At 57.2% G+C, this 25,478-nt stretch carries 23 protein-coding genes and 1 other RNA gene; 12 read left to right on the top strand and 12 right to left on the bottom strand.

Features of this window, described 5'->3' with window-relative positions; genetic code table 11:
• Position 1: 1 nt before the first annotated feature.
• Positions 2-1,111 (top strand): D-glucosaminate-6-phosphate ammonia lyase, encoded by a 1,110-nt coding sequence (gene dgaE, locus K7H21_RS04225; RefSeq protein WP_223035599.1) that lies wholly within the window; start codon positions 2-4, stop codon positions 1,109-1,111.
• On the top strand, positions 1,098-1,841 hold the full coding sequence (gene dagF, locus K7H21_RS04220; RefSeq protein ID WP_049115562.1) for a 2-dehydro-3-deoxy-phosphogluconate aldolase: 744 nt from the start codon (positions 1,098-1,100) through the stop codon (positions 1,839-1,841). Before dgaE ends, dagF begins: the two co-directional genes overlap by 14 nt.
• A gap of 159 nt (positions 1,842-2,000) precedes the next feature.
• Here dagF and trhA read toward each other — a convergent pair whose 3' ends face one another.
• Together trhA and yqfB are read right to left on the bottom strand one after the other, a co-directional pair.
• On the bottom strand, positions 2,001-2,660 hold the full coding sequence (gene trhA, locus K7H21_RS04215; protein WP_004124978.1) for a PAQR family membrane homeostasis protein TrhA: 660 nt from the start codon (positions 2,658-2,660) through the stop codon (positions 2,001-2,003).
• 162 nt (positions 2,661-2,822) lie between these two features.
• Positions 2,823-3,134: a N(4)-acetylcytidine aminohydrolase gene (yqfB, locus tag K7H21_RS04210; protein WP_049115563.1), complete on the bottom strand. Its 312-nt coding sequence runs from the start codon at positions 3,132-3,134 to the stop codon at positions 2,823-2,825.
• A 50-nt stretch (positions 3,135-3,184) separates the two neighbouring features.
• Here yqfB and K7H21_RS04205 point away from each other — a divergent pair, with 50 nt between their 5' ends.
• The 3 genes from K7H21_RS04205 (at position 3,185) to K7H21_RS04195 (ending at position 6,150) form a co-directional block, all read left to right on the top strand.
• Entirely contained in the window at positions 3,185-3,913 is a 729-nt protein-coding gene (locus K7H21_RS04205; protein ID WP_024358621.1) for a MurR/RpiR family transcriptional regulator, read from the top strand.
• Between the two features lie 121 nt (positions 3,914-4,034).
• Entirely contained in the window at positions 4,035-5,468 is a 1,434-nt protein-coding gene (locus K7H21_RS04200; RefSeq protein ID WP_223035598.1) for a 6-phospho-beta-glucosidase, read from the top strand.
• 190 nt (positions 5,469-5,658) lie between these two features.
• Positions 5,659-6,150, top strand: coding sequence for a protein disulfide oxidoreductase (locus K7H21_RS04195; RefSeq protein ID WP_142473819.1), 492 nt, complete (start codon positions 5,659-5,661; stop codon positions 6,148-6,150).
• Positions 6,151-6,259: 109 nt separating this feature from the next.
• Here K7H21_RS04195 and K7H21_RS04190 read toward each other — a convergent pair whose 3' ends face one another.
• From K7H21_RS04190 to K7H21_RS04155, 8 genes are all read right to left on the bottom strand, one after another.
• The gene (locus K7H21_RS04190) at positions 6,260-7,003 is read right to left on the bottom strand and encodes an SDR family oxidoreductase (protein WP_112166769.1); all 744 of its coding nucleotides are present in this window, start codon (positions 7,001-7,003) and stop codon (positions 6,260-6,262) included.
• Between the two features lie 60 nt (positions 7,004-7,063).
• Complete coding sequence (gcvP, locus tag K7H21_RS04185; RefSeq protein WP_223035597.1) at positions 7,064-9,937, bottom strand: aminomethyl-transferring glycine dehydrogenase; 2,874 nt, start codon at positions 9,935-9,937, stop codon at positions 7,064-7,066.
• 144 nt (positions 9,938-10,081) lie between these two features.
• Entirely contained in the window at positions 10,082-10,471 is a 390-nt protein-coding gene (gene gcvH / locus K7H21_RS04180; protein ID WP_049114442.1) for a glycine cleavage system protein GcvH, read from the bottom strand.
• A gap of 22 nt (positions 10,472-10,493) precedes the next feature.
• Entirely contained in the window at positions 10,494-11,588 is a 1,095-nt protein-coding gene (gcvT, locus tag K7H21_RS04175) for a glycine cleavage system aminomethyltransferase GcvT (RefSeq protein WP_049114444.1), read from the bottom strand.
• 420 nt (positions 11,589-12,008) lie between these two features.
• Positions 12,009-13,211 carry an FAD-dependent 2-octaprenylphenol hydroxylase gene (gene ubiI / locus K7H21_RS04170; RefSeq protein WP_142482091.1) on the bottom strand — a complete coding sequence of 401 codons (1,203 nt, stop codon included), beginning with the start codon at positions 13,209-13,211 and terminating at the stop codon, positions 12,009-12,011.
• Positions 13,212-13,221: 10 nt separating this feature from the next.
• Positions 13,222-14,400, bottom strand: coding sequence for a 2-octaprenyl-6-methoxyphenyl hydroxylase (gene ubiH / locus K7H21_RS04165; protein WP_049114440.1), 1,179 nt, complete (start codon positions 14,398-14,400; stop codon positions 13,222-13,224).
• The gene (gene pepP / locus K7H21_RS04160) at positions 14,397-15,713 is read right to left on the bottom strand and encodes a Xaa-Pro aminopeptidase (protein ID WP_223035596.1); all 1,317 of its coding nucleotides are present in this window, start codon (positions 15,711-15,713) and stop codon (positions 14,397-14,399) included. The genes ubiH and pepP overlap by 4 nt, the downstream gene beginning before the upstream one ends.
• Positions 15,714-15,742: 29 nt before the next feature.
• Positions 15,743-16,321, bottom strand: a complete 579-nt coding sequence (locus tag K7H21_RS04155) for a YecA/YgfB family protein (RefSeq protein WP_087828548.1) — start codon at positions 16,319-16,321, stop codon at positions 15,743-15,745.
• A 165-nt stretch (positions 16,322-16,486) separates the two neighbouring features.
• On the opposite strand from K7H21_RS04155, the gene zapA reads away from it, so the two are divergent.
• The 3 genes from zapA to K7H21_RS04140 all read left to right on the top strand — a co-directional run bounded on the left by zapA (position 16,487) and on the right by K7H21_RS04140 (position 17,739).
• Positions 16,487-16,816: a cell division protein ZapA gene (gene zapA, locus K7H21_RS04150; RefSeq protein ID WP_004105598.1), complete on the top strand. Its 330-nt coding sequence runs from the start codon at positions 16,487-16,489 to the stop codon at positions 16,814-16,816.
• Positions 16,817-16,857: 41 nt separating this feature from the next.
• Positions 16,858-17,041, top strand: a non-coding RNA gene (gene ssrS, locus K7H21_RS04145) — 6S RNA.
• A gap of 101 nt (positions 17,042-17,142) precedes the next feature.
• Positions 17,143-17,739 (top strand): 5-formyltetrahydrofolate cyclo-ligase, encoded by a 597-nt coding sequence (locus tag K7H21_RS04140; protein WP_049114439.1) that lies wholly within the window; start codon positions 17,143-17,145, stop codon positions 17,737-17,739.
• A gap of 377 nt (positions 17,740-18,116) precedes the next feature.
• On the opposite strand, the gene serA is transcribed toward K7H21_RS04140, so the two are convergent.
• Both serA and rpiA read right to left on the bottom strand, forming a co-directional pair.
• Positions 18,117-19,349: a phosphoglycerate dehydrogenase gene (gene serA / locus K7H21_RS04135; protein ID WP_195729285.1), complete on the bottom strand. Its 1,233-nt coding sequence runs from the start codon at positions 19,347-19,349 to the stop codon at positions 18,117-18,119.
• A 269-nt stretch (positions 19,350-19,618) separates the two neighbouring features.
• Positions 19,619-20,278: a ribose-5-phosphate isomerase RpiA gene (gene rpiA / locus K7H21_RS04130; protein WP_004125006.1), complete on the bottom strand. Its 660-nt coding sequence runs from the start codon at positions 20,276-20,278 to the stop codon at positions 19,619-19,621.
• 169 nt (positions 20,279-20,447) lie between these two features.
• Between rpiA and argP the strand changes: the two genes are divergently transcribed.
• The 4 genes from argP (at position 20,448) to scpB (ending at position 25,468) form a co-directional block, all read left to right on the top strand.
• Positions 20,448-21,341, top strand: a complete 894-nt coding sequence (argP, locus tag K7H21_RS04125; protein ID WP_004105608.1) for a DNA-binding transcriptional regulator ArgP — start codon at positions 20,448-20,450, stop codon at positions 21,339-21,341.
• Positions 21,342-21,539: 198 nt separating this feature from the next.
• Positions 21,540-23,684: a methylmalonyl-CoA mutase gene (gene scpA, locus K7H21_RS04120; protein WP_049112566.1), complete on the top strand. Its 2,145-nt coding sequence runs from the start codon at positions 21,540-21,542 to the stop codon at positions 23,682-23,684.
• A complete protein-coding gene (meaB, locus tag K7H21_RS04115) occupies positions 23,677-24,672 on the top strand; it encodes a methylmalonyl Co-A mutase-associated GTPase MeaB (RefSeq protein ID WP_142473821.1) in 996 nt (331 codons plus the stop codon). Before scpA ends, meaB begins: the two co-directional genes overlap by 8 nt.
• A 10-nt stretch (positions 24,673-24,682) precedes the next feature.
• The gene (gene scpB / locus K7H21_RS04110) at positions 24,683-25,468 is read left to right on the top strand and encodes a methylmalonyl-CoA decarboxylase (protein ID WP_004125013.1); all 786 of its coding nucleotides are present in this window, start codon (positions 24,683-24,685) and stop codon (positions 25,466-25,468) included.
• The last annotated feature ends 10 nt before the right edge of the window (positions 25,469-25,478 follow it).

The following is a 25,478-nucleotide window of genomic DNA, read 5'->3' as shown; positions in this document are numbered from 1 at the left end:
CATGACGCAGAATATCTATCAACAGCTGGGGTTAAAACAGGTGATTAACGCCTGCGGCAAAATGACGATTCTGGGCGTTTCCAGCGTGGCGCCGGAGGTGATGCAGGCAACGGCGCGGGCGGCATCGGCCTTTGTGGAAATCGACAGGCTGGTAGACCGAACCGGCGAGCGGGTCTCCCGCTTTACCGGTGCGGAGGACAGCTATATCACCTCCTGCGCCTCGGCGGGAATCGCCATCGCCGTGGCCGCCGCGATTACCCATGGCGACCAGGCGCGAGTGATGCAGATGCCGGACAGTCGCGATATGGCCAACGAAGTCGTCATGCTCCGCGGGCATAACGTCGATTACGGCGCGCCCATCACCAGCGCGATTCGCTTAGGCGGTGGGCGCGTCGTGGAGGTCGGTTCAAGCAATCTGGCGGCGCGCTGGCAGTTGGAGAGCGCGATCTCTACCAGCACCGCCGCCCTGCTGTACGTGAAGTCGCACCACTGCGTGCAAAAAGGGATGCTGAGCATTGAGGACTTCGCCCAGGTCGCGCAGCGCCACAACCTGCCGCTGATTGTCGACGCCGCCGCCGAGGAGGATTTGCGCGTCTGGGTCGCGAGCGGAGTGGACATGGTTATCTATAGCGGGGCAAAAGCGTTTAACGCGCCCACCTCCGGATTCATCACCGGAAAAAAACAGTGGATCGCGGCGTGTAAGGCGCAGCATCACGGTATTGCGCGGGCGATGAAAATCGGCAAGGAGAATATGGTCGGTCTGGTTTATGCGCTGGAACACTATCATCAGGGACAGAAGGCGGTCGCTGCCGAGGAGCTCCAGCCCGTCGCGAAAGCGATTTCAGAGATCAAGGGCTTAACCGCCGATATTGAGCAGGATGAAGCCGGACGCGCTATCTGGCGTATCCGCATTCAGGTGAATGCCGAGGAGCTGGGCCTGGATGCCCGCGAAGTCGAAGCACAGCTGCGCAACGGCGATATCGCCATTTACGCCCGGCGCTATAACCTCCATCAGGGGGTTTTTAGTCTGGACCCACGAACGGTGGCTGAAGGGGAGATGGCCCTGATCGTGACGCGCTTAAAGGAGATTGCAAACCATGCAGCAAATTAATTTTTATCGCCAACGAGTGGCAATTAACGTACTGGCGAAAGATATCGCCAACGCCCGGGAAATTTATGATGCCGCCGAAGGCCATGCGGCGATCGGCGTCCTTTCGGCACAGTTTGCCTCCGTGGAAGAAGGTATCCAGGAAGTCAAACGCTGGATGGCGGAGATACCCTCCCTCTCCGTCGGCCTGGGGGCCGGCGATCCAGCACAGTATTACAAAGCGGCGATGATCGCGTCAGCGCTGCACCCGGCGCACGTAAATCAGACCTTTACCGGCAGCGGGTTTGCCGCAGGCGCGCTGGCGGCTACAGGCGGGCAGCAGACCTACATTAATGCGCTGGTCAGCCCGACGGGAACCCCAGGCGAGGTGCTTATCTCCACCGGCGTCAGCAGCTGTCAGGGCACGCCGGCCCGCGTCTCCTGCGATGCGGCGGTACGCATGATGCAGGATATGGGGGCCCATGCGGCGAAGTTTTTCCCCATGGGCGGCGAGAAGTCGCTACCGGAGCTGTATGTGCTGGCGACCACCGCTGCGCGCAACGGGATGACGCTGATAGAACCAACCGGCGGAATCGATCTCGATAACTTTGGCATTATTTTGCAAAGCTGTCTGGAAGCCGGCGTACCTCGCGTGATGCCTCATGTTTACAGCTCGATAATCGACCCGCAAACCGGCAATACCCGGCCAGAAGATATCCGCAGATTAATGGATATTGTGAAAGCCGTGGTCTGAATCAAAAACACCAGGCCGTAGCCCAGGCAAGCAAGCCATCACCAACGGAGAATATCCCGGAGGCGGCGCTGGCGCGCCATGTCCGGGCTACCAGCCCTCAGGCGACGGTGAACCTGTAGCCCGGCAAAGCGTAGCGCGAGCCGGGAGATTTCGCGAAATTTATACCTGCCCGACGTACAAATAAATGGCCAGGAAGTGGCACACGCTGCCGCCCAGGACAAAACCGTGCCAGATAGCGTGGTTGTACGGAATACGTTTGCAGACGTAGAAAATAACCCCCAGCGAATAAATAATCCCGCCAACGGCCAACAGCGTCACGCCGCCCACCGCCAGCTTAATCGCCAGTTGATAAACCACAATCAGCGACAGCCAGCCCATAGTCAGGTAGGTCACTAAAGAGAGGATCTTAAAACGATGCGCAATCGTCAGCTTAAACAGGATCCCCAGCAGCGCCAGGCTCCAGATGACGATCATCAGCCCGCGCGACAGCGGCGAATTGAGCCCCACCAGCAGAAACGGCGTGTAGGTCCCGGCAATCAGCAAATAGATGGCGCAGTGGTCGAATTTTTTCAGCCACAGCTTTGCCCGCTGATGCGGAATAGCATGATAGAGCGTAGAGGCGAGAAACAGCAGAATCATGCTGCCGCCGTACAGGCTGTAGCTGGTGATGGCCGTTGCGCCGGCGTTGCTGTCCACCGCCTGTACTAGCAACAACACCAGACCGACAATACCGAACACCAGCCCAATCCCGTGGCTGATGCTGTTGGCAATTTCCTCTGCCAGAGAATATCCCTGCGTGATTAACGATTTGCGAACCATATTTGACTCCGAAAACAAGTACGCTTTCAATAGCACACTTAGGTTAACTGAGAATGATTCCAGTGAACACCTGTTAGCTAAAATAAAAGGATGAATATTTGTGAACAGTATAAAATCAATAGCTTACATAAATATTTCAACTAACAGGCGTTCACTATTTAATTAAAGTTTTTCGAATTCAATAACATAAAACTGCTTTTCTTCGGGGTAGATTTCCGCTATCACTTCGCGCAGCTGCGCCAGGGTCATATTCTCCTGCTGCGCATGCCATTCGCTCAGCGTATCCAGCGTCACCGTCGAGGTTGCGACTACGCGAATGGTGCAAAAATAGCCGTCATCTTCATAGCGGCCAACGCGCAGTACATCGCCTGCTTTAAAGTGCGATTCCGCAGCATCGCGGAGGGTAATGGTTTTACGTCCGGCGAGGATGTCGTCCTGAAAACGCTGAAAAAAGGTTATGTTATTTGGCTGCATGATATCATTCCGTCCTGGTCATTATGAATTGTGAGTTTGCCACTGTGAGTATCTTCTCCCACGCCGCTATCGCCAGTCTCAATAATCTTGAGATGATGGTGTATCACTATGTCATTAAAAATCGCGACAAAGTGATGTACATGACCATCCGCGAACTGGCGGAAGCGGCCGGAGTCTCCACGACCACCGTCCTGCGCTTCTGCCGCAAGCTGCAGTGCGAAGGCTACTCGGAATTCCGCGTACGCTTTAAATTATATCTGGAGCAGAATGAGCCTCAACAGGCAAATATCGGTGCCAGCGAAATAATGAGCTTTTTTAAAAGCGTTAATAACGATGAATTTGACCAACTGCTCGAGCAGGCGGTCGATATTATTCTGTCGTCGGAACGTATTATTTTCGTCGGCGCCGGCACCTCCGGCGCGCTGGCGAAATATGGCGCGCGTTTCTTCTCTAACGTCGGGAAATTCAGTAACCATATCGATGACCCTTATTTCCCGGTGACCAATGATATGGCGCGTAATGCGCTGGCGATTGTGCTGTCGGTCTCCGGCGAAACCGAAGAGATCCTGCGCTTTGCCAGCCAGTTCAGCCTGCATCGCTGTAAAGTGATGTCCATTACCAGCCACGAGCACTCGCGGCTGGCAAAGCTTGCCGACTTTAATCTCTCCTGGCACGTTCCGCAAACGCGCATTGGCGGCGTCTATGACATTACCACCCAGATCCCAGTCATTTATATTCTGGAGACACTGGGGCGTAAATTAGCGCGCAAACTCCGCTGAAAATAACAGGATGTTTTTTCAATGTAACAAATTCCATTCAGGGAAAATTGTTATATCGTGACATTTATATCGCCTTTGTTAGACTCGAAACCAACAAGTAATTATGACGAGATGAGCAAAGATGAAGAAAATTCCTTTACCAAAAGACTTTTTATGGGGCGGCGCCGTCGCCGCGCACCAGGTTGAAGGCGGCTGGAATAAAGACGGTAAAGGTCCGAGCATCTGCGACGTGCTTACCGGCGGCGCGCACGGCGTGCCGCGCGAGATAACCCAGCAGGTAGAGCCGGGCAAGTACTATCCGAACCATGAAGCCATCGACTTCCATGGCCGCTACAAAGAAGACATCAAGCTCTTCGCCGAGATGGGCTTCAAGTGCTTCCGTACCTCCATCGCCTGGACGCGCATTTTCCCGCTGGGCGACGAAAGCCAGCCGAACGAAGAGGGGCTGAAATTCTACGATGACATGTTCGATGAGCTGCTGAAGTACAACATCGAGCCGGTAATCACCCTCTCCCACTTTGAGATGCCGCTGCATCTGGTTCAGCAGTACGGCGGCTGGACCAACCGCAAAGTGGTCGATTTCTTTGTGCGCTTCGCCGAAGTGGTCTTCGAGCGCTATAAGCATAAAGTGAAATACTGGATGACCTTTAACGAGATCAATAACCAGCGTAACTGGCGCGCGCCGCTGTTTGGCTACTGCTGCTCCGGCGTGGTCTATACCGAGCATGAAAACCCGGAAGAGACCATGTATCAGGTGCTGCACCATCAGTTTGTCGCCAGCGCACTGGCGGTGAAGGCGGCACGTCAAATCAATCCGCAGATGCAGGTTGGCTGCATGCTGGCAATGGTCCCTCTCTATCCGTTCTCCTGTAAGCCGGAAGACGTGATGTTTGCCCAGGAATCCATGCGCGAACGCTACGTCTTCACCGATGTCCAGCTGCGCGGCTACTATCCGAGCTACGTCCTGAACGAATGGGAACGTCGCGGCTTCAGTATCAACATGGAGGACGGCGATGCCCAAATCCTGCGCGAAGGCACCTGCGCGTATCTCGGCTTCAGCTACTACATGACCAATGCGGTGAAAGCGGAAGGCGGCAGCGGCGACGCAATTTCCGGCTTCGAGGGCAGCGTGCCCAACCCGCACGTCAAAGCCTCCGACTGGGGCTGGCAAATTGACCCGGTAGGCCTGCGCTATGCGCTGTGCGAACTGTATGAGCGCTATCAGAAACCGCTGTTTATCGTCGAAAACGGCTTCGGCGCGTACGATAAAGTCGAAGAAGACGGCAGCATCAACGACGACTACCGCATCGACTATCTGCGCGCTCACGTCGAAGAGATGATCAAAGCGGTGATTTACGACGGCGTTGAGCTAATGGGCTATACCCCGTGGGGCTGCATCGACTGCGTCTCCTTCACGACCGGTCAATACAGCAAGCGCTACGGCTTTATCTACGTCAACAAACATGACGATGGTACCGGCGATATGTCCCGCTCGCGCAAGAAGAGCTTTAACTGGTACAAAGATGTTATCGCCAGCAACGGCGAGAAACTGTAATCATCTTGCCCCTTTCCAGCCGGAAGGGGGCAAAACTTCCTACAAAACAGACACTTCTTTACAGCTTTAGCATTGCTAACGCGCGCTGAGCCGATAAGATAAACCACATCAAACGTTGAGCCGCTGACGCTTACTCCGCGAATCAACGCCGCACGCTGCCGGCCTTTCCGGCGCATCACTATGTAGAAAAATGATGCTAAACGTCTTCAGACAGATCCTGATATGGCTGCTGATTGTCGCCGCCGTTAGCCTGGCGGTGGATTACCTGCGCAGGCCCGCGCTGCCGCAGAATTTCTCCAGCACGCCGCTGCAAACGCTTGATGGCCGAACGGTCGATCTGGCGGCCTTGAGCCACGAGCGCCCTTTGCTGCTGTACGTCTGGGCCACCTGGTGCGGCGTTTGCCGCTATACCACGCCTTCGGTGGCCGCATTGGCCGACGATGGCGGCAACGTCATGACGGTAGCGCTCCGTTCCGGCGACAACGCCGCCCTGACGCGCTGGCTGGCGCATAAAAAAACGGCGCTGCCGACGATCAATGACGCTACAGGTCAGCTATCCCAACGGTGGGATGTGCAGGTCACGCCGACCCTGATCGTGATTTCACGCGGCGAGGTTAAGTCAATCACCACCGGCTGGACCAGCGGCTGGGGGATGCGCCTGCGGCTGTGGCTGGCGTCGTAGGGCATTTCCCTGCTTGCGCTGCGCTTAGCAGGGCTACGGATGGGGTGCGGTATGCAGATTTTGTCGCCCGGGCAAGGCGTTAGCCGCCCCCCGGGAAACGAGCTGCCGATTATCTTCCGCCCGCCAGCTCAAGGAAGCTGCCGGTAACGTAGGAAGCCTTATCGCTTAGCAGCCAGACGATGGCCTGAGCCACCTCCTCCGGCTGCCCGCCGCGCCGCATGGGCAGCATCGACTTCACGCGATCCACGCGCCCCGGCTCACCGCCGCTGGCGTGCATGTCGGTATAGATTAAGCCGGGACGCACGCCGTTAACCCTAATCCCCTGCGCCGCCACCTCCAGCGACAGGCCAGTGGTCAGAGTATCTACCGCACCTTTCGACGCGGCGTAATCCACATACTCCCCCGGCGCCCCGAGGCGCGACGCCGCGGACGACACATTCACAATCGCCCCGCCCTTACCGCCGTGCTTGTGCGACATCCGCTTTACCGCCTCCCGGCAGCAGAGGAAGTAACCGGTCACATTGGTGGCCAGCACCCGGTTAATCCGTTCGGCGCTAAGGCTTTCAATCGTCCCTTGGGTAAATAAAATCCCGGCGTTATTGACCAGTGCGGAGAGCGGTTCGCCGAGACGGTCGATCGAGGCAAACATCGCCATCACCTGCGCTTCATCGCTGACGTCCGCCCGTAGCGCAACGGCTTTGCCGCCGCTGGCGATAATCTCGTTCACCACGCCGATCGCGGCGGCGCTATTCTGGTGGTAATTCACCGCCACGGTATAACCTTCCTGCGCCAACAGCAGCGCCGTCGCTTTACCTATTCCCCGGCTGCCGCCCGTTACCAGTGCTATCGTCATGCCATTCTCCCAAAAAATAAAGGCGCCGCAGCGCCTTTAAAAGATAGTCTCATCAGCAGATTACTGGTATTCGCTCATCGGTACGCAGGAGCAGAACAGGTTACGGTCGCCGTAAACATCGTCCAGACGCTTAACGGTCGGCCAGTATTTGTTGTTCAGCCCTGCCGGGAAGACCGCCAGTTCGCGGGCGTACGGATGGTTCCACTCGCTCACCAGTTCACCCTGGGTATGCGGCGCGTTCACCAGTGGGTTATCCTCCAGCGGCCACTCGCTGGCTTTCACGCGGTCGATCTCGCCGCGAATCGCCAGCATCGCATCGATAAAGCGGTCCAGCTCCACTTTGCTTTCCGATTCGGTTGGTTCAACCATCAGCGTACCGGCAACCGGGAAGGACATGGTTGGTGCATGGAAACCAAAATCAATCAGTCGCTTAGCGATATCCAGCTCGCTGATGCCGGTCTCTTCTTTCAGCGGACGAATATCCAGAATGCATTCGTGCGCCACGCGACCGTCGCGGCCGGTATACAGCACCGGGAACGCGTCTTTCAGCCGTGTAGCGATGTAGTTGGCGTTCAGAATCGCCATCTGGCTCGCCTGTTTCAGCCCTTCTGCGCCCATCATACGGATATACATCCAGCTAATCGGCAGAATGGAGGCGCTGCCGAACGGCGCAGCGGAAACCGCGCCCTGGCGGGTCAGCATGCCTTCAATTTGCACCACGCTGTGGCCCGGTACAAACGGCGCGAGGTGCGATTTCACGCCGATCGGCCCCATACCCGGGCCGCCGCCGCCGTGCGGAATGCAGAAGGTTTTATGCAGGTTGAGGTGCGAGACGTCCGCGCCGATAAAGCCCGGAGAGGTAATGCCAACCTGGGCGTTCATGTTCGCGCCATCGAGATAAACCTGGCCGCCAAACTGATGCACCACTTCGCACACTTCGCGAATGGTCTCTTCGTAAACGCCGTGGGTGGACGGATAGGTCACCATGATGCAGGAGAGGTTCGCCGCATGCTGCTCGGCTTTCGCCCGCAGATCCGCCAGATCGATATTGCCGTTTTTATCGCAGGCCACCACTACCACCTGCATTCCCGCCATCTGCGCGGAAGCCGGATTGGTGCCGTGCGCAGAGCTTGGGATCAGGCAGATATCGCGATGCCCCTCGTTGCGGCTTTCGTGGTAATGACGAATTGCCAGCAGGCCCGCGTATTCGCCCTGCGCGCCGGAGTTCGGCTGCATGCAGACCGCATCATAGCCGGTCAGCTTAACCAGCCAGTCGGAGAGCTGAGCGATCATCTGATGATAGCCTTCAGCCTGATCGACCGGGCAGAACGGATGCAGTTCGGCGAATTCCGGCCAGGTGATAGGGATCATCTCGGCGGCGGCATTCAGCTTCATGGTGCAGGAGCCCAGCGGGATCATCGCCTGGTTGAGCGCCAGATCCTTACGCTCCAGCGCATGCATATAGCGCATCATCTCGGTTTCGCTGTGGTAGCGGTTAAACACCGGATGAGTAAGGATCGCATCGTCGCGCAGCATGCTGGCGGGGATCGAACGGCTATCGAGGGCCACGTCTTTATCCAGGGTATCGATGTCCAGGCCATGATCGTCGCCAATGATGGCGCGGAACAGATTCAGGACGTCTTCACGCGTGGTGGTTTCGTCAAGGGTGATCCCGACGGCATGATGAATATCGCTGCGCAGGTTAATGCGCAGCGCTTCCGCCCGCGCCAGCACAGCGGCTTTATCGGCAACCTCAACGCACAGGGTATCGAAGTAGTGCGCATGGCGGAGCTTAAGGCCTTTTTTCTGCAGACCATCCGCCAGAATATCGGTCAGACGGTGAATACGGCTGGCGATACGCTTCAGGCCAGCCGGACCGTGGAATACCGCGTACAGGCTGGCAATATTGGCCAGCAGCACCTGAGAAGTACAGATATTGGAGTTCGCTTTCTCGCGGCGAATATGCTGCTCGCGCGTCTGCATCGCCATGCGCAGCGCGGAATTGCCCGCCGCATCTTTCGATACGCCGATAATACGGCCCGGCATGGAGCGTTTAAATTCATCTTTGGCGGCAAAGAAAGCCGCGTGCGGGCCGCCGTAGCCCATCGGTACGCCGAAGCGCTGGGCGGAGCCAAAAACGATGTCCGCGCCCTGCTTGCCCGGGGCGGTCAGCAGAACCAGCGCCATAAAATCGGCGGCGACGCTGACAATCACTTTGCGCGCTTTCAGGTCAGCAATCAGTTTGCTGTAATCGTGAACCTCGCCGGTGGTGCCCACCTGCTGCAGCAGTACGCCGAAGACGTCCTGATGGTCGAGCGCTTTTTCCGCATCATCGACAATCACATCGAAACCGAAGGTCTCCGCGCGGGTGCGCACCACGTCCAGAGTCTGCGGGTGAACGTCGGCGGCGACGAAGAAACGGTTGGCGTTTTTCAGTTTGCTTACGCGTTTGGCCATCGCCATCGCCTCCGCGGCGGCGGTGGCTTCGTCCAGCAGCGAGGCCGAGGCGATATCGAGACCGGTCAGGTCGAGGGTCACCTGCTGGAAGTTCAGCAGCGATTCCAGACGGCCCTGAGAAACCTCCGGCTGATAAGGCGTATAGGCGGTATACCAGCCCGGGTTTTCCAGCATGTTGCGCTGAATCACCGGCGGCAGCTGCACGGCGGTGTAGCCCATGCCAATGTACGACTTGAAGCGCTTGTTACGACCGGCAATCGCCTTGAGTTCCGCCAGCGCGGCGAATTCCGTGGTTGCCTCGCCCACCTGCGGCGGCGTCGCCAGCTGGATATCCTGCGGCACAATCTGGCCAATCAGGGCGTTAAGCGAATCGGCGCCAACGGTTTTCAGCATCTCCTGCTGCTGCAGGGCGTCCGGGCCGATGTGACGTTCAATAAAGGCGTCACGGTTTTCAAGCTGGCCTAAAGTCTGGGTCATGAGCGATGGTTCCTGAACGTGCGGTGAATCGTGATTGTCTGACTGGTTTGCCCGGCGAGCACTGATGCTTACCGGGCCAGAATACGCAAAATCATTGGCGTAGCAGGAAGCCAACGCCCCTGCAGCGTGAAAGATGAAGCGTATTTATTCGTCTTCTAACAGAGCTTCGTATGCGGTCGCATCCAGCAGCGCGGCAACCTGAGCTTCGTCGCTGGCTTTGATTTTAAAGATCCAGCCGCCGGCGTACGGCTCGCTGTTGACCAGCTCAGGGGAGTCGTTCAGCTCGTCATTGACGGCAACGATTTCGCCGCTGATCGGCGCGTAGATATCGGAAGCCGCTTTGACGGATTCGGCAACCGCGCAGTCTGCGCCCGCTTCAACGACGGCGCCCACTTCCGGCAGGTCTACGAAAACCATATCGCCAAGCAGCTCTTGCGCGTGCTCGGTGATACCAACGGTATAAGTGCCGTCCGCTTCTTTACGCAGCCATTCATGTTCTTTGCTGTATTTCAGTTCTGCTGGTACGTTGCTCATCAATTCATCTCCAAAAGGGAAATCACACCACGGCTTTGCCGTTGCGTACAAAAACAGGTTTAGTCACTTTGACCGGCATTTCGCGGTTGCGAATCTGCACTACGGCGGTTTCACCGATGCCTTCCGGTACGCGCGCTAACGCAATACTGTAGCCCAGCGTCGGGGAGAAGGTGCCGCTGGTGATAATGCCTTCTTTCTGATTGCCGTCGGCATCGCTAAAGCGCACCGGCAGGCCGCCGCGCAGAACGCCTTTCTCGGTCATCACCAGGCCCACCAGTTGCTCGGTGCCTTTTTCACGCTGCATTTCCAGCGCTTCACGCCCGATAAAATCACGGTCAGCCGGTTCCCAGGCAATGGTCCAGCCCATATTAGCCGCCAGCGGAGAGACGCCTTCGTCCATCTCCTGGCCGTAAAGATTCATGCCCGCTTCCAGGCGCAGCGTATCACGCGCGCCGAGGCCGCATGGCTTAACGCCCGCATCGAGCAGGCCGCGCCAGAAATCTACCGCCTGCTCGTTCGGCAGCGCGATTTCATAGCCCGCTTCGCCGGTATAACCGGTGGTCGCAATAAACAGATCGCCAGCCTGCACGCCAAAGAACGGCTTCATGCCTTCCACGGCCTGACGCTGCGCATCGGTAAACAGCGTCGCCGCTTTCTCTTTCGCCCTGGGCCCCTGGACTGCGATCAGGGAAAGATCGTCGCGCACGGTTATCTCAAGACCATAAGATTCAGACTGCTCGGTGATCCAGGCGAGATCTTTTTCACGGGTGGCGGAGTTAACAACGAGGCGGAAATAGTCTTCAGAAAGGAAATAAACAATCAGGTCATCAATGACGCCGCCGGAGGCGGTCAGCATGCCGCTATAGAGCGCTTTACCTGGCACGGTGAGCTTCGCTACGTCGTTAGCCAGCAAATAGCGCAGAAACTCGCGGATTCGGCTGCCGTGGAAATCGACGATGGTCATGTGCGACACATCGAACATTCCGGCATCGCCGCGCACCGCATGATGCTCATCAATCTGGGATCCGTAATGCAGCGGCATCATCCAGCCATGGAAATCCACCATGCGCGCGCCGCATAGCGTGTGTTGTTCAAACAACGGAGTCTGTTGAGCCATCTTTTCCTCATCGAATAAAACGGAACCAGCCACTATTTCTGGCGTTTTTGCGCCGCGAAAAACGCCGCCGGCATCGCTAACGGACGCTGACGCAAACGTTCTCTTTGGCCTGAACTTACCACCGATATCCACACTAAACCATAAGCCTGGTCAGGACATCACATTAGCTTATGACTAAAATCAGCTAAAGAGACTACAGAGTTTTCGGCTGCAATAAAGCGGGTTAAACCGCATAAAATTAAACTAATAAAGTGAAAAAGCAGCGCATGATGATATTTTCTGCGAAATGATGAGCCTAATTTCTATAACAAAAAAAAGGTAACATTAATAAAACTAATGCGAAAAACGAGGTGAAATTAGATTATTTCAAATGAGAGGAGAAAACCCGGCGCGAGGCCGGGTGAGAGAAGTGTGATGTACTTAACGTAACCAGGCAGGCAGGTCGTGGAGCCCCATCGCCTGACGAATAAGCTGCGGCTTCACGCCGGGCAATGTATCCGCCAGCTTAAGGCCGATATCCCGCAGCAGCTTTTTCGCAGGATGGCTGCCGGAGAACATGTCGCGAAAACCCTGCATCCCCGCAAGCATCACCGCGGCGCTATGCTTGCGGCTGCGTTCATAGCGACGCAGATACAGATGCTGGCCGATGTCCTTGCCCTGCGCGTGCAGGCGCTTCAGTTCGTCGATCAGCTCGGCGGCATCCATAAAGCCAAGATTAACGCCCTGCCCCGCCAGCGGATGAATGGTATGGGCGGCATCGCCGACCAGCGCCAGACGATGGGCGGCAAACTGACGCGCATAGCGGCCGGTGAGCGGGAAGACCTGGCGCTCGCTCTCCACGGCGCATAAGCCGAGGCGGTTATCGAAGGCAATATTCAGCGCCTGATTGAAAGCGGCATCGTCCGCCGCCCGCATCCGCTCCGCCTCTTCAGGAGAGAGCGACCAGACAATAGAGCAAAGGTGCGGATCGCTCAGCGGCAGGAACGCGAGGATCCCTTCACCGTGAAACGCCTGACGCGCCACCGCTTCGTGCGGCTCTTCGGTGCGAATAGTGGCAACCAGCGCATGATGGTGATAATCCCAGTAGGTCAGCGGAATATCGGCTTTATTGCGCAGCCATGAATTGGCCCCGTCGGCGCCAACCACCAGCCGGGCGGTTAACATGTTGCCGTCCTGCAGGCTAAGAAAAGCCTCGTTCTCCCCCCACGCGACCTGCTGCAGCTGCGCCGGAGCCAGCAGGGTGACGTCTGCACAGTGCTGTGCATTTTTCCACAGGGCATGGTGAACCACGGCGTTTTCAATAATATACCCAAGGTGACTAAAACCCATGCTCTGGTCATCAAAGCTGATGCGGCCAAAACTGTCTTTGTCCCACACTTCCATACCGTGGTAGCAGCTGGCGCGCTGGGCGATAATATCCTGCCAGACGCCCAGTTTGTTCAGCAGCTTCTCGCTGGCGGCGTTAATCGCCGACACCCGCAGCGCCGGCGGCGCATCCTCGCTCAAAGGCTGAGGCGCGGCCTGTTCGAGCACCGCAACGCGCAGCCCGCTACCCTGTAAACCGCAGGCAACGGCCAGTCCTACCATTCCACCGCCAACAATAGCGACATCAACACTTTGCACGTTTCACTCCTTAACGGGGGACCCAACCGAGGGTACGCTGCGCCAGCGCATCGCGCGCCGGGGTAAATAATTCCATCGCCATCAGGCCCAGATTGCGCCCCGCTACCAGCGGCGACCAGCGATTGGCGAACAGATGCACCAGCCCATCGGTCACGCCGATGGTGGCGGCTTTATCTGCGGCGCGCCGGGCCTGATAGCGACTTAAAAGCGGATAGCTACCCGGATCCTCTCCGTCAGCATGCGCCTGCGCCAGCATTTCCGCCAGGCTCATCACATCCCGCAGACCGAGGTTAAACCCCTGTCCGGCGATAGGATGCAGCGTTTGCGCCGCATTGCCGACCAATGCCAGACGATGCGCAACCGTGCGGGTAGCCGAGGTCAGCGACAGCGGATAGACGCTGCGCTTTCCGGCCTGGACGATCCGGCCAAGACGCCAGCCAAACGCCTGCTGAAGCTCGTGACAAAAGCGTTCGTCAGACCAGCTCAGAACCGCTTCATGCCGCGATTGCGGATGGCACCACACCAGCGAGCAGCGGCCCTGCGACATAGGCAGCATCGCCAGCGGACCGTGTGGGGTAAAGCGTTCAAACGCGCGCCCGCTATGCGGCTGAGCGGTACTGACGTTGGCGATAATCGCCAGCTGTTCATAGGGTTGTTGCTGCCAGCTGATACCGCAGCGGGCTCCCAGAGTGGAGCGCGAACCGTCGGCGGCGACCAGCAGCTTACCGCTGAGCGTTTCGCCGTTATCCAGCTGCAAGCTCACGCTCTCTTCGCTGCGGCTGACATTTTCCACCCTGGCAGGGCAGTGCAGCGTCACGCCCGGCGCTTTGCGCAGTTGCGCAAACAGGCGCTGGCCGACATCGTGCAACTCAACCACCTGACCCAGCGCCGCCAGCCCATAGTCCTCAGCCTCGAGGGTGACAAACCCCGCATGGCCGCGGTCGCTAACATGCACGCGCTGAATGGCCGTGGCGCAGTCGGCTATCTCTTGCCAGATATCCACGCGCGCCAGCTGCTGGCAGGTACCAGCAGCCAGGGCGATGGCGCGGGCGTCAAAACCCGGATGCTGCGCGGATTCCGGCGCGGATGCTTCAACCAGATGCACGGGCAGCGTACCGCCGGTTAAGCGAGATATCGCTAACGCCAGCGTCGCGCCGGTCATTCCGCCGCCAACGATCAGGACGCTCATAGCTGGCGCGCCGCCGCCATCAGCGCCTCAATATCATCAGCCTTTTTCACTACCCCGGCGGTGAGATTCTCGTTGCCGTCCTCAGTAATGACGATGTCGTCTTCAATACGAATGCCGATGCCGCGGTACTGGGCCGGAACGTCGGCATCCGTGGCGATATACAGCCCAGGCTCAACGGTCAGCACCATTCCCGGTTCGAGAATACGCGAGCGGTCGATGTCATAGCTGCCGACATCATGCACGTCGAGACCCAGCCAGTGGCTCAGGCCATGCATAAAGAAAGGACGATGGGCGTTATTAGCAATCAGCTCATCAATTTCGCCTTTCAGGATCCCCAGACGCACCAGGCCGGTAATCATAATCCGCACCACCTGCTGGTTAACCTCGTTGATCGAGGTTCCGGGGCGATAGAGCTTCAACGAGGTTTCCAGAGATTCAAGGACGATGTCGTAAATCTCGCGCTGCGCCGGGCTGAACTTGCCGTTAACCGGGAAGGTTCGGGTGATATCGCCCGCGTAGCCGCGGTATTCGCAGCCTGCGTCAATCAGCACCAGATCGCCGTCGCGCAGCTCGCATTCGTTTTCGGTGTAGTGCAGGATGCAGCCATTTTCGCCGCCGCCCACGATGGTGTTATAAGAAGGGAAACGCGCGCCGTGACGGTTGAACTCGTGGAGGATCTCGCCTTCCAGATGATATTCAAACATCCCCGGGCGGCATGTTTCCATCGCACGGGTATGCGCAAGGGCGGAAATCTCGCCTGCGCGGCGCATCACCGCCAGCTCTTCTGGCGACTTAAACAAGCGCATCTCATGCACCAGCGGCCGCCAGTCAATGACCGAGTTCGGCGCCTGTAGATTCTGCCGCACGCCTTTGCGTAGTTTTTCCAGCGCGTTAAACACGATTTCGTCGGCGTAGGCATATTCGCCCTGCGCAAAGTAGATAGCGTCGAGGCCGTTAAGGAGCTGGAACAGCTGCTGATTGATTTCACTAAATGCCAGCGCGCGATCGACGCCCAGCTTCTCGGGGGCAGCTTCCTGCCCAAGGCGACGGCCAAACCAGATTTCAGCGGTCAGGTCGCGCACGCGGTTAAACAACACGCTGTGGTTGTGCGTCTCATCGCTTTTAATCAATACCAGCAGCGCTTCGGGCTCATTAAAGCCGGTGAAATACCAAAAATCGCTGCTCTGCCGGTAGGGATATTCCGAATCTGCGCTGCGTACCGCTTCCGGCGCGGCGAAAATGAGCGCTGCGCTGCCCGGTTGCATCTGCGCCAGTAGAGCCTGGCGACGAGAGAGAAATTCCTGCTGAGTCATGACGCCCCCTGAACGATTTAATGAATTTATTAATGTAGCGTCGGCTTTTGCACTTCCGGCGCGGTGGGTTTCTGGAGAGAGAAGGTGTCGTGACACAGTAGCGCGGCAACGCGTACGTATTCGATAATCTCCTCCAGAGACATTTCGAGTTCTTCCTGATCCTCGTCTTCGTCATACCCAAGCTGAGCAATATTGCGCAGGTCGTCGATGGCTTCGCCGGTTTCGTCTTTCACTTTATCCAGCTTGGGCTGCGTCACGCCCAGTCCAAGCAGGAAATGGTTTACCCAACCCGCCAGCGCATCAGCGCGATCGAACACGCTCACCGCATCGCCATCCGGCAGGTAGAGCTGAAATAAGAAGCCGTCGTCCTCCAGCGAATCGCTAGTGGCGGAATGCATGTTACGCAGCGACTGCGCCAGCTCATGGCCAAAGGCCAGACCTTCGTTGGTCAGATCGTGCACCAACGGCTGCCAGCTGCTGTCTTTGTTGCCGCCGCACAGGATCCCGCTGATCAAACCGTGCATTTCGGCAGGGGTTAATCCCACCCCTTGTTGGTTCAGTAACTGGTCTACATCGTTATAGCCAGGCATTTCGTTCTGTATAGACATGCGCATTCGTCATCGTTGGGAGGAATATTCATGATATGCTACCACTTTGGACCCTGGTGAACCAGAATAGGGCTTGTATCTTAAAACCAGGGTAGCTATAGTGTCGCCCCTTCGCAGACCCTCCCAGGGCGTGAAGGCCGCGCAGTCAATCAGCAGGAAGGTGGCATGTCTGCACAACCCGTAGATCTCCAAATTTTTGGCCGTTCACTACGAGTGAATTGCCCGCCTGAACAAAGGGATGCCTTAAACCAGGCAGCTGACGACCTGAATCAGCGGTTGCAAGATTTAAAAGAACGCACTAGAGTCACAAATACTGAGCAGCTGGTCTTCATCGCCGCGTTGAACATCAGCTATGAGTTGACTCAGGAAAAAGCGAAAACCCGCGACTACGCGGCCAGCATGGAGCAGCGTATTCGGATGCTTCAGCAGACCATCGAACAAGCATTGCTTGAGCAAGGTCGCATAAGCGAAAGACCCGGGCAGAAGTTTGAATAACACTTTGCATTTAACTGTGTTAGAGTAATCGCAAGAACAAAATTTCTCTGAGATGTTTGCAAGCGGGCCAGTCCCCTGAGCCGATATTTCATACCACAAGAATGTGGCGCTCCACGGTTGGTGAGCATGCTCGGCCCGTCCGAGAAGCCTTAAAACTGTGACGACACATTCACCTTGAACCAAGGGTTCAAGGGTTACAGCCTGCGGCGGCATCTCGGAGATTCCCTTCTTTTTCGTTTCATCCCCCTTAAGTTAATTTTCGGCTTTTGCCGTCGTGTATTAAACTACGCCTGTTTGTATCGTTTGCTTACCGATGAGACTCAGGTATGACTCTACTGTCAGATCCCCCCTATACCAGGCAGCAAATTCGTCAGCAGATCCGCCAGCGCCGACGCGCGCTAACGCCGGAGCAGCAAACCCAGTTCGCCCTCCAGGCGGCGGACAGAATGATGGCGTATACGCCGGTTCTGCTCGCGCAGACGGTCGCGGTATTTCTTTCGTTTGACGGCGAGCTGGATACGCGGCCGCTGATTGATCAGCTCTGGCGGGCGGGCAAACGGGTGTATCTCCCCGTGCTTCATCCATTCAGCCCCGGCAATCTTCTGTTTCTGCACTACCACCCAAGCAGCGATCTGGTGGTGAATCGTCTGAAAATCCGCGAACCGAAGCTCGACGTGCGCGATGTCCTCCCGCTTAGCCGGCTGGATGTACTGGTAACGCCGCTGGTCGCGTTTGATGCCGCCGGACAGCGTCTGGGTATGGGCGGCGGATTTTACGACCGGACGCTGCAAAACTGGCGGCGGCATCGCCTGCAGCCGGTCGGCTACGCGCATGATTGCCAGCAGGTCGACGCGCTACCGACGGAGCAGTGGGATATCCCGCTGCCAGCGGTCATCACGCCGTCAAAAACCTGGCTCTGGTAAAACGCCCGAACAATTGACATTGCTGTTTTTTTCACCTAAATTCCTGGGTAAAGGGTGAGGGAGGCGAACCTCCCTCCTGCATTCTCTCAGTTAATATGCTGGCCAGGCGATGATTAACAGGATAAGCAGCATGATGAAGAGTCTCATCATCGTCCCTTTCCTTTTAGAGCCCCTGCCCCGGTAGGGGCTTTCCCGTTTCAGCCCCACGCTGAGTCTTTATCGTAAATCCCTTTCTTTCAGGCACAACGACCTCCGACGGTTTTAATCGCCGTTTGCGGCAGGCCTCGCAAAGCGTTTGGGTGGTGACGGGAAATGGCAGAAGGGTCTATCAGGAGACAAGGGGCAGGTCGATGACCTGCCCGCTGGCAAAAAAGGAGTTAGAACAGCAGACGGGCGCGGATGGTGCCAGGAATAGCCTTCATCGCCTGCAGCGCGCTCTGCGCGACATCTTCTTCGGCTTCGATATCAATCACCACGTAGCCCATTTGCGGAGTGGTCTGCAGATACTGCGCCGCGATGTTAATACCCTGGGCCGCGAAAATCTGGTTAAGCGCGGTCAGAACGCCCGGACGGTTTTCATGGATGTGCAGCAGACGGCGCCCGCCGTGCAGCGGCAGAGACACTTCCGGGAAGTTAACCGCGGAGAGCGTTGAACCGTTATCCGAGTATTTCGCCAGCTTGCCCGCCACTTCCAGACCGATGTTCTCCTGCGCTTCCTGAGTGGAGCCGCCAATGTGCGGGGTCAGGATAACGTTGTCGAACTCACAGAGCGGAGAGTTGAACGGATCGCTGTTGGTCGCCGGCTCGGTCGGGAATACGTCGATCGCCGCGCCCGCCAGGTGCTTGCTCGCAAGCGCATCGCACAGCGCCGAGATATCCACCACGGTGCCGCGGGAGGCGTTGATCAGCAGCGCGCCGGGCTTCATCAGCGCCAGCTCTTCCGCGCCGATCATATTCTTCGTCGAGGCGTTTTCCGGCACGTGCAGGCTCACCACATCGCTCATGTTCAACAAATCAGAGAGATGCTGAACCTGGGTGGCGTTACCTAACGGCAGTTTGCTTTCGATATCATAGAAATAGACGTGCATCCCCAGCGATTCGGCCAGAATACCCAACTGCGTGCCGATATGACCATAGCCGATGATACCCAGCTTTTTGCCACGCGCTTCAAAGCTGCCGACCGCCAGCTTGTTCCATACGCCGCGGTGCGCTTTAGCGTTTGCCGCCGGTACGCCACGCAGCATAAGCAGCAGCTCGCCGATTACCAGTTCAGCAACGGAACGGGTATTGGAGAACGGGGCGTTAAACACCGGGATACCGCGTTTTGCCGCCGCGTTTAAATCAACCTGGTTGGTGCCGATACAGAAGCAACCGACCGCAACCAGCTTCTCCGCCGCCGCGAAGATCTCTTCCGTCAGATGAGTACGGGAACGCAGGCCGATGAAATGGGCATCACGGATGGACGCTTTCAGATCTTCGCTATCCAGCGCGCCTTTATGAAATTCGATATTGGTGTAGCCCGCTGCGCGGAGGCTGTCCACCGCTTTTTGGTGCACACCTTCAACCAGCAGAAATTTAATCTTGTCTTTTTCCAGTGATACCTTAGCCATTTCCCCGTCCTGTTTTTGTCTTAACTGATGTCGTGCGGAACGAAAGTTCTTCTCAGCAACATATCAAAAAAAACTATTGCGGCAATATGAACGTTTGCGTCGGCATCCTGAAGAAATATCAATCAGCGGGAAATAGCAGGACAAAACACCAGAAAGTAAAAGAAAGGTAGATTGTTACTGAGACAAGGCGCATAAATGTGACAGAAGTCACCAAAATAGGCCTGGAGAAAAAATATTTGCGAGGGAGCGATTCGCTCCCTCGGATCAGACTATTTAGTGATAGTTTTTACACCATCAGCGGTACCAATCAGCGCGACATCCGCACCACGATTCGCAAACAGGCCGACGGTCACGACGCCCGGAATACCGTTAATGGTATTTTCCAGCGCAATAGCGTCCAGAATTTCCAGACCAAACACATCGAGGATCACGTTACCGTTATCGGTCACGACGCCCTGACGATACTCCGGACGGCCGCCCAGCTTAACCAGCTGACGCGCTACGGCGCTGCGCGCCATCGGAATCACCTCTACCGGCAGAGGGAATTTACCTAAAATATCCACCTGCTTGGAAGCATCGGCGATGCAGATAAATTTATCGGCGACCGATGCGATAATTTTCTCGCGCGTCAGCGCGGCGCCGCCGCCCTTAATCATCTGCATGTGGCCGTTGATTTCATCTGCGCCGTCCACATAAATACCAAGACGGTCAACGCTGTTCAGATCAAAAACCGTAATACCGAGGCTTTTCAGTTTTTCAGTAGAGGCGTCAGAGCTGGAAACCGCTCCTTCAATCTGCCCTTTCATGGTACCCAGCGCATCAATAAAATGCGCCGCCGTGGAGCCCGTGCCGACCCCAACGATAGTGCCCGGTTGTACATACTGCAATGCCGCCCAGCCTACCGCTTTTTTCAGTTCATCTTGCGTCATGATTATGGTCCGAGATGTGAATTCCTGTGGCGCATTATAGAACATCAGGGGGGCCATTGTCCCTGCGATGGCGATCACACAACGCAGTCGCCAATTTTTCATCTTCATCAAAAACAAATTTATGTCATAGTGCGAGTTAACGAAAAGTATTAGGGGGCACGCCAGGGCAATGAAACGACCGGACTACAGAACACTACAGGCGCTGGACGCAGTAATCAGGGAACGAGGGTTTGAGCGCGCCGCGCAGAAGCTTTGTATTACGCAGTCCGCCGTCTCTCAGCGCATCAAACAGCTGGAAAACATGTTTGGACAGCCGCTGCTGGTGCGAACCGTACCGCCGCGTCCTACCGAACAGGGGCAAAAGCTGCTGGCCCTGCTGCGTCAGGTTGAGCTGCTGGAAGAGGAGTGGCTGGGCGATGAGCAAACCGGCTCCACGCCGCTGCTGCTATCGCTGGCGGTCAACGCCGACAGTCTGGCCACCTGGCTGCTGCCCGCGCTTTCCAGCGTGCTTTCGGACTCCCCGATTCGCCTGAATCTGCAGGTGGAAGACGAGACCCGGACCCAGGAACGCCTGCGCCGCGGCGAAGTGGTCGGCGCGGTCAGTATCCAGCCGCAGGCATTGCCAAGCTGTCTGGTCGATCAGCTCGGCGCCCTCGACTACCTGTTCGTCGCCTCGAAGGAGTTTGCCCAACGCTATTTCCCTAATGGAGTGACCCGCTCGGCGCTGCTGAAAGCACCGGTGGTGGCATTCGATCATCTCGATGATATGCATCAGGCTTTTTTGCAGCAGAACTTCGATTTGCCCCCGGGCAGCGTGCCCTGCCATATCGTCAACTCTTCTGAAGCCTTCGTGCAGCTGGCCCGCCAGGGAACGACCTGCTGTATGATCCCGCATCTGCAAATTGAAAGAGAGCTGAACAGCGGCGAGCTTATCAACCTCACGCCGGGCCTGTTCCAGCGCCGGATGCTCTACTGGCACCGTTTTGCGCCGGAAAGCCGCATGATGCGCCGGGTGACCGATGCGCTGATCGATTACGGCCACAAGGTGTTGAGGCAAGATTAACCCCCGCAAGCAGGCCGGAGCCCTCCGGCCCGCGTGACCCACCATTCTTTGCTCATATCTTTGAAATACATCACAAAATAAAACATTTTATCCGGCAAAAAACGACGCATCGATGGCTGTTTTTTGCTGGCGACAGGGCCGATGAAAAAGCTCACCGTATTCGCAATACCCCATTTTATTGCGAATACGGAGCACAACATGTCTGAGTTGCAGGAGTGGCAAACGCTCGCCAACAAAGAGCTTAGCCGGCGGGAAAAAACCGTCGACGACCTGATCAAACAGACGGCAGAGGGCATCGCCGTTAAGCCGCTGTATACCAAAGCCGATCTTGATAATCTGGAAGTGACCGGCACCCTGCCCGGTCTGCCGCCTTACGTTCGCGGCCCGCGCGCCACCATGTACACCGCGCAGCCGTGGACCATCCGCCAGTACGCCGGTTTCTCTACCGCCAAAGAGTCCAACGCCTTCTATCTCCGCAACCTCGCCGCCGGGCAGAAAGGACTTTCCGTCGCCTTCGACCTCGCCACTCACCGGGGCTATGACTCCGATAACCCACGCGTGGCGGGCGACGTCGGTAAAGCGGGCGTGGCGATCGATACCGTCGAAGATATGAAAATTCTGTTCGATCGGATCCCGCTGGATAAGATGTCCGTGTCGATGACCATGAACGGCGCGGTGCTGCCGGTGATGGCGTTTTATATCGTCGCGGCGGAAGAACAAGGGGTTGCGCCGGAACAGCTCACCGGGACAATCCAGAACGATATTCTGAAAGAGTATCTATGCCGGAATACCTATATTTACCCGCCAAAACCCTCAATGCGCATTATCGCCGACATCATCGCCTGGTGTTCGGGCAATATGCCGCGCTTTAATACCATCAGCATCAGCGGCTACCACATGGGTGAAGCGGGAGCTAACTGCGTGCAGCAGGTGGCCTTTACGCTGGCGGACGGTATCGAATATATCAAGGCCGCGCTCTCCGCCGGGCTGAAAATTGACGACTTCGCGCCGCGCCTGTCGTTTTTCTTCGGCATCGGCATGGATCTGTTTATGAACGTTGCGATGCTGCGCGCCGCCCGCTATCTGTGGAGCGAAGCGGTAAGCGGCTTCGGCGCCACCAATCCGAAATCCTTAGCCCTGCGCACCCATTGCCAGACCTCCGGCTGGAGCCTCACCGAGCAAGATCCGTATAACAACGTGATCCGTACCACCATCGAAGCGCTCGGCGCCACGCTTGGCGGCACCCAGTCGCTGCACACCAACGCCTTTGACGAGGCGCTCGGCCTGCCGACCGACTTTTCCGCCCGCATTGCGCGTAATACGCAGATCATCATTCAGGAGGAGTCGGAGATCTGCCGCACCGTGGATCCGCTGGCCGGATCGTATTACGTGGAGTCGCTGACCGATCGCATCGTCAAGGAGGCGCGGGCCATTATTCAACAGATCGCCGAGGCGGGTGGAATGGCTAAGGCGATCGAAGCCGGACTGCCGAAACGGATGATCGAAGAGGCCTCCGCCCGCGAACAATCGCTGATCGATCAGGGCAAGCGCGTCATCGTCGGCGTTAATAAGTACAAGCTGGAAAAAGAGGATAAAACAGCGGTGCTGGAGATCGATAACGTCAAGGTGCGCAACGAGCAGATCGCCTCGCTGGAAAAAATTCGCGCTCAGCGTGACGATGTGACGGTAAAAGCCGCGCTGAACGCCCTCACCCACGCCGCGCAGCATCATGAAAATCTGCTGGCTGCCGCGATAAACGCCGCCCGCGTTCGCGCCACCCTGGGGGAAATCTCCGACGCGCTGGAGGCGGCGTTTGACCGCTATCTGGTACCCAGCCAGTGCGTCACAGGCGTGATTGCGCAAAGTTACCATCAGTCAGACACAGCCGCCTGCGAATTTGACGCCATTGTTGCGCAAACCGAACGGTTCCTGATGGATAACGGCCGCCGACCGCGCATTCTGATCGCCAAAATGGGCCAGGATGGGCACGATCGCGGCGCCAAAGTGATCGCCAGCGCCTATTCCGATCTCGGCTTCGATGTTGACCTGAGCCCGATGTTTTCCACGCCGGAAGAGATTGCTCGTCTGGCGATAGAAAACGACGTGCACGTGGTTGGCGCCTCATCGCTGGCGGCAGGCCACAAAACCCTGATCCCCGAGCTGGTCGCCGCGCTGAAAAAATGGGGGCGGGAAGATATCTGCGTCATCGCCGGCGGCGTCATCCCGCCGCAGGATTACGCCTTTCTGCAGGCCCGCGGCGTGGCCGCCATTTACGGCCCCGGCACGCCGATGCTGGAGAGCGTGCGTGACGTCCTGACGAGGATTAGCCAGCATCATGATTAACCTATCCACCCTGACCGACGCCATTCGGCGATTACGTTTGGGCGAACGGGCCACGCTTGCCCAGGCCATGACGCTGGTAGAGAGTCAGCATCCACGCCACCAGGCGCTGAGCGCCCAGCTGCTGGATGCGATTATGCCCTTCACCGGCAACGCCCTGCGCCTTGGCGTCACCGGCACGCCGGGAGCCGGAAAGAGTACCTTTCTGGAAGCCTTCGGCATGCTGCTGATTCGACATGGCCTGCGGGTTGCGGTGATCGCGGTCGATCCAAGCAGCCCGGTCAGCGGCGGCAGCATCCTTGGCGACAAAACGCGCATGATCGACCTGGCGCGATCGGATTCGGCCTTTATCCGCCCGGTGCCCTCAAGCGGCCATCTCGGTGGCACCAGCCTGCGCGCGCGGGAGCTGATACTGCTGTGCGAAGCGGCGGGCTACGATGTGGTGATTGTCGAAACCGTCGGCGTCGGTCAGTCGGAAACCGAAGTCTCCCGCCTGGTGGACTGCTTTATCTCGCTGCAGATCGCCGGCGGCGGTGACGATCTGCAGGGCATCAAGAAAGGAATTATGGAGATGGCGGATATTGTCGTCATCAATAAAGATGATGGCGAGAATCGCGCCAGCGTCGCCATCACCCGGCATATGTATGAATCCGCCCTGCATATTCTACGCCGCAAGCACGCCGCGTGGCAGCCGCGCGTTTTGAGCTGTAGCGCGCTGGAGCGGAGCGGCATCGAAGCCGTCTGGCTCGCTGTTCTGGATTTCAAAACAACCCTGACTGACAGCGGAGAGCTTGAAAAACTGCGCCAGCGCCAGGCGCTGGAGTGGCTGCAAAAGCAGACCGAAACCGAGGCGCTGCACCTGCTGTTTGCCCGAACCGACTTCGAGCGCTACTTCCAGCAGACGCTACAGGCGGTGAAAAACAACGGCCTCTCGCCGCGCACCGGCCTGCGGCAGATTAGCGAATTTCTCCAGAATCATTACTTTGCGTGAAAGGATATTTATGTCTTATCAATATGTTAATGTCGAAATTATTCAGAAAGTCGCGGTCATTGAGTTCAACTATAGCCGCAAGCTCAACGCCTTAAGCAAGGTGTTCATCGACGATCTGATGCAGGCGCTGAGCGATCTCAACCGGCCGGAAATACGCTGCGTTATTTTACGCGCGCCCGGGGGCGCAAAAGTCTTCTCCGCCGGCCATGACATCCATGAACTGCCCAGCGGCCGCCGCGATCCGCTCTCCTATGACGATCCGCTGCGTCAGATCACCCGCATGATCCAAAAATATCCGAAACCGGTGATCTCCATGGTCGAAGGAAGCGTCTGGGGCGGCGCGTTTGAGATGATCATGAGCTCCGATCTGATCATCGCCGCCAGCACGTCAACGTTCTCTATGACGCCGGTGAATCTCGGCGTGCCCTACAACCTGGTCGGCATTCACAATCTGACCCGCGACGCCGGCTTTCACATCGTGAAAGAGCTGATTTTCACCGCCCTGCCGATTACCGCCCAGCGCGCGCTGGCGGTCGGTATTCTCAATCACGTGGTGGACGCCGACGAACTGGAGGATTTTACCTTGCAGATGGCACACCACATCTCCGAGAAAGCACCGCTGGCGATCGCGGTTATTAAGGAAGAGCTGCGCGTGCTTGGCGAAGCGCACACCATGAATTCCGATGAGTTTGAACGTATTCAGGGAATGCGTCGCGCCGTTTACGACAGCGAGGATTATCAGGAAGGCATGAGCGCGTTTATGGAAAAGCGTAAACCTCAGTTCGTCGGCCATTAATCACGCCGGG

This window comes from Klebsiella sp. CTHL.F3a, from assembly GCF_019890895.1.
In the GTDB taxonomy this organism is placed as follows: domain Bacteria; phylum Pseudomonadota; class Gammaproteobacteria; order Enterobacterales; family Enterobacteriaceae; genus Klebsiella; species Klebsiella grimontii.
The sequence above is the reverse complement of the archived record's forward strand: the minus strand, read 5'-3'. Positions and strand labels throughout refer to the sequence as shown.

Excerpts from the sequence above, each read along its gene's own strand:
- dgaE (WP_223035599.1), top strand. The coding sequence starts at position 2 with ATGACGCAGAATATCTATCAACAGCTGGGGTTAAAACAGGTGATTAAC.
- dagF (WP_049115562.1), top strand. The coding sequence starts at position 1,098 with ATGCAGCAAATTAATTTTTATCGCCAACGAGTGGCAATTAACGTACTG.
- trhA (WP_004124978.1), bottom strand. The coding sequence starts at position 2,660 with ATGGTTCGCAAATCGTTAATCACGCAGGGATATTCTCTGGCAGAGGAA.
- yqfB (WP_049115563.1), bottom strand. The coding sequence starts at position 3,134 with ATGCAGCCAAATAACATAACCTTTTTTCAGCGTTTTCAGGACGACATC.
- K7H21_RS04200 (WP_223035598.1), top strand. The coding sequence starts at position 4,035 with ATGAAGAAAATTCCTTTACCAAAAGACTTTTTATGGGGCGGCGCCGTC.
- K7H21_RS04195 (WP_142473819.1), top strand. The coding sequence starts at position 5,659 with ATGATGCTAAACGTCTTCAGACAGATCCTGATATGGCTGCTGATTGTC.
- K7H21_RS04190 (WP_112166769.1), bottom strand. The coding sequence starts at position 7,003 with ATGACGATAGCACTGGTAACGGGCGGCAGCCGGGGAATAGGTAAAGCG.
- gcvP (WP_223035597.1), bottom strand. The coding sequence starts at position 9,937 with ATGACCCAGACTTTAGGCCAGCTTGAAAACCGTGACGCCTTTATTGAA.
- gcvH (WP_049114442.1), bottom strand. The coding sequence starts at position 10,471 with ATGAGCAACGTACCAGCAGAACTGAAATACAGCAAAGAACATGAATGG.
- gcvT (WP_049114444.1), bottom strand. The coding sequence starts at position 11,588 with ATGGCTCAACAGACTCCGTTGTTTGAACAACACACGCTATGCGGCGCG.
- ubiH (WP_049114440.1), bottom strand. The coding sequence starts at position 14,400 with ATGAGCGTCCTGATCGTTGGCGGCGGAATGACCGGCGCGACGCTGGCG.
- pepP (WP_223035596.1), bottom strand. The coding sequence starts at position 15,713 with ATGACTCAGCAGGAATTTCTCTCTCGTCGCCAGGCTCTACTGGCGCAG.
- K7H21_RS04155 (WP_087828548.1), bottom strand. The coding sequence starts at position 16,321 with ATGTCTATACAGAACGAAATGCCTGGCTATAACGATGTAGACCAGTTA.
- zapA (WP_004105598.1), top strand. The coding sequence starts at position 16,487 with ATGTCTGCACAACCCGTAGATCTCCAAATTTTTGGCCGTTCACTACGA.
- K7H21_RS04140 (WP_049114439.1), top strand. The coding sequence starts at position 17,143 with ATGACTCTACTGTCAGATCCCCCCTATACCAGGCAGCAAATTCGTCAG.
- serA (WP_195729285.1), bottom strand. The coding sequence starts at position 19,349 with ATGGCTAAGGTATCACTGGAAAAAGACAAGATTAAATTTCTGCTGGTT.
- rpiA (WP_004125006.1), bottom strand. The coding sequence starts at position 20,278 with ATGACGCAAGATGAACTGAAAAAAGCGGTAGGCTGGGCGGCATTGCAG.
- argP (WP_004105608.1), top strand. The coding sequence starts at position 20,448 with ATGAAACGACCGGACTACAGAACACTACAGGCGCTGGACGCAGTAATC.
- scpA (WP_049112566.1), top strand. The coding sequence starts at position 21,540 with ATGTCTGAGTTGCAGGAGTGGCAAACGCTCGCCAACAAAGAGCTTAGC.
- meaB (WP_142473821.1), top strand. The coding sequence starts at position 23,677 with ATGATTAACCTATCCACCCTGACCGACGCCATTCGGCGATTACGTTTG.
- scpB (WP_004125013.1), top strand. The coding sequence starts at position 24,683 with ATGTCTTATCAATATGTTAATGTCGAAATTATTCAGAAAGTCGCGGTC.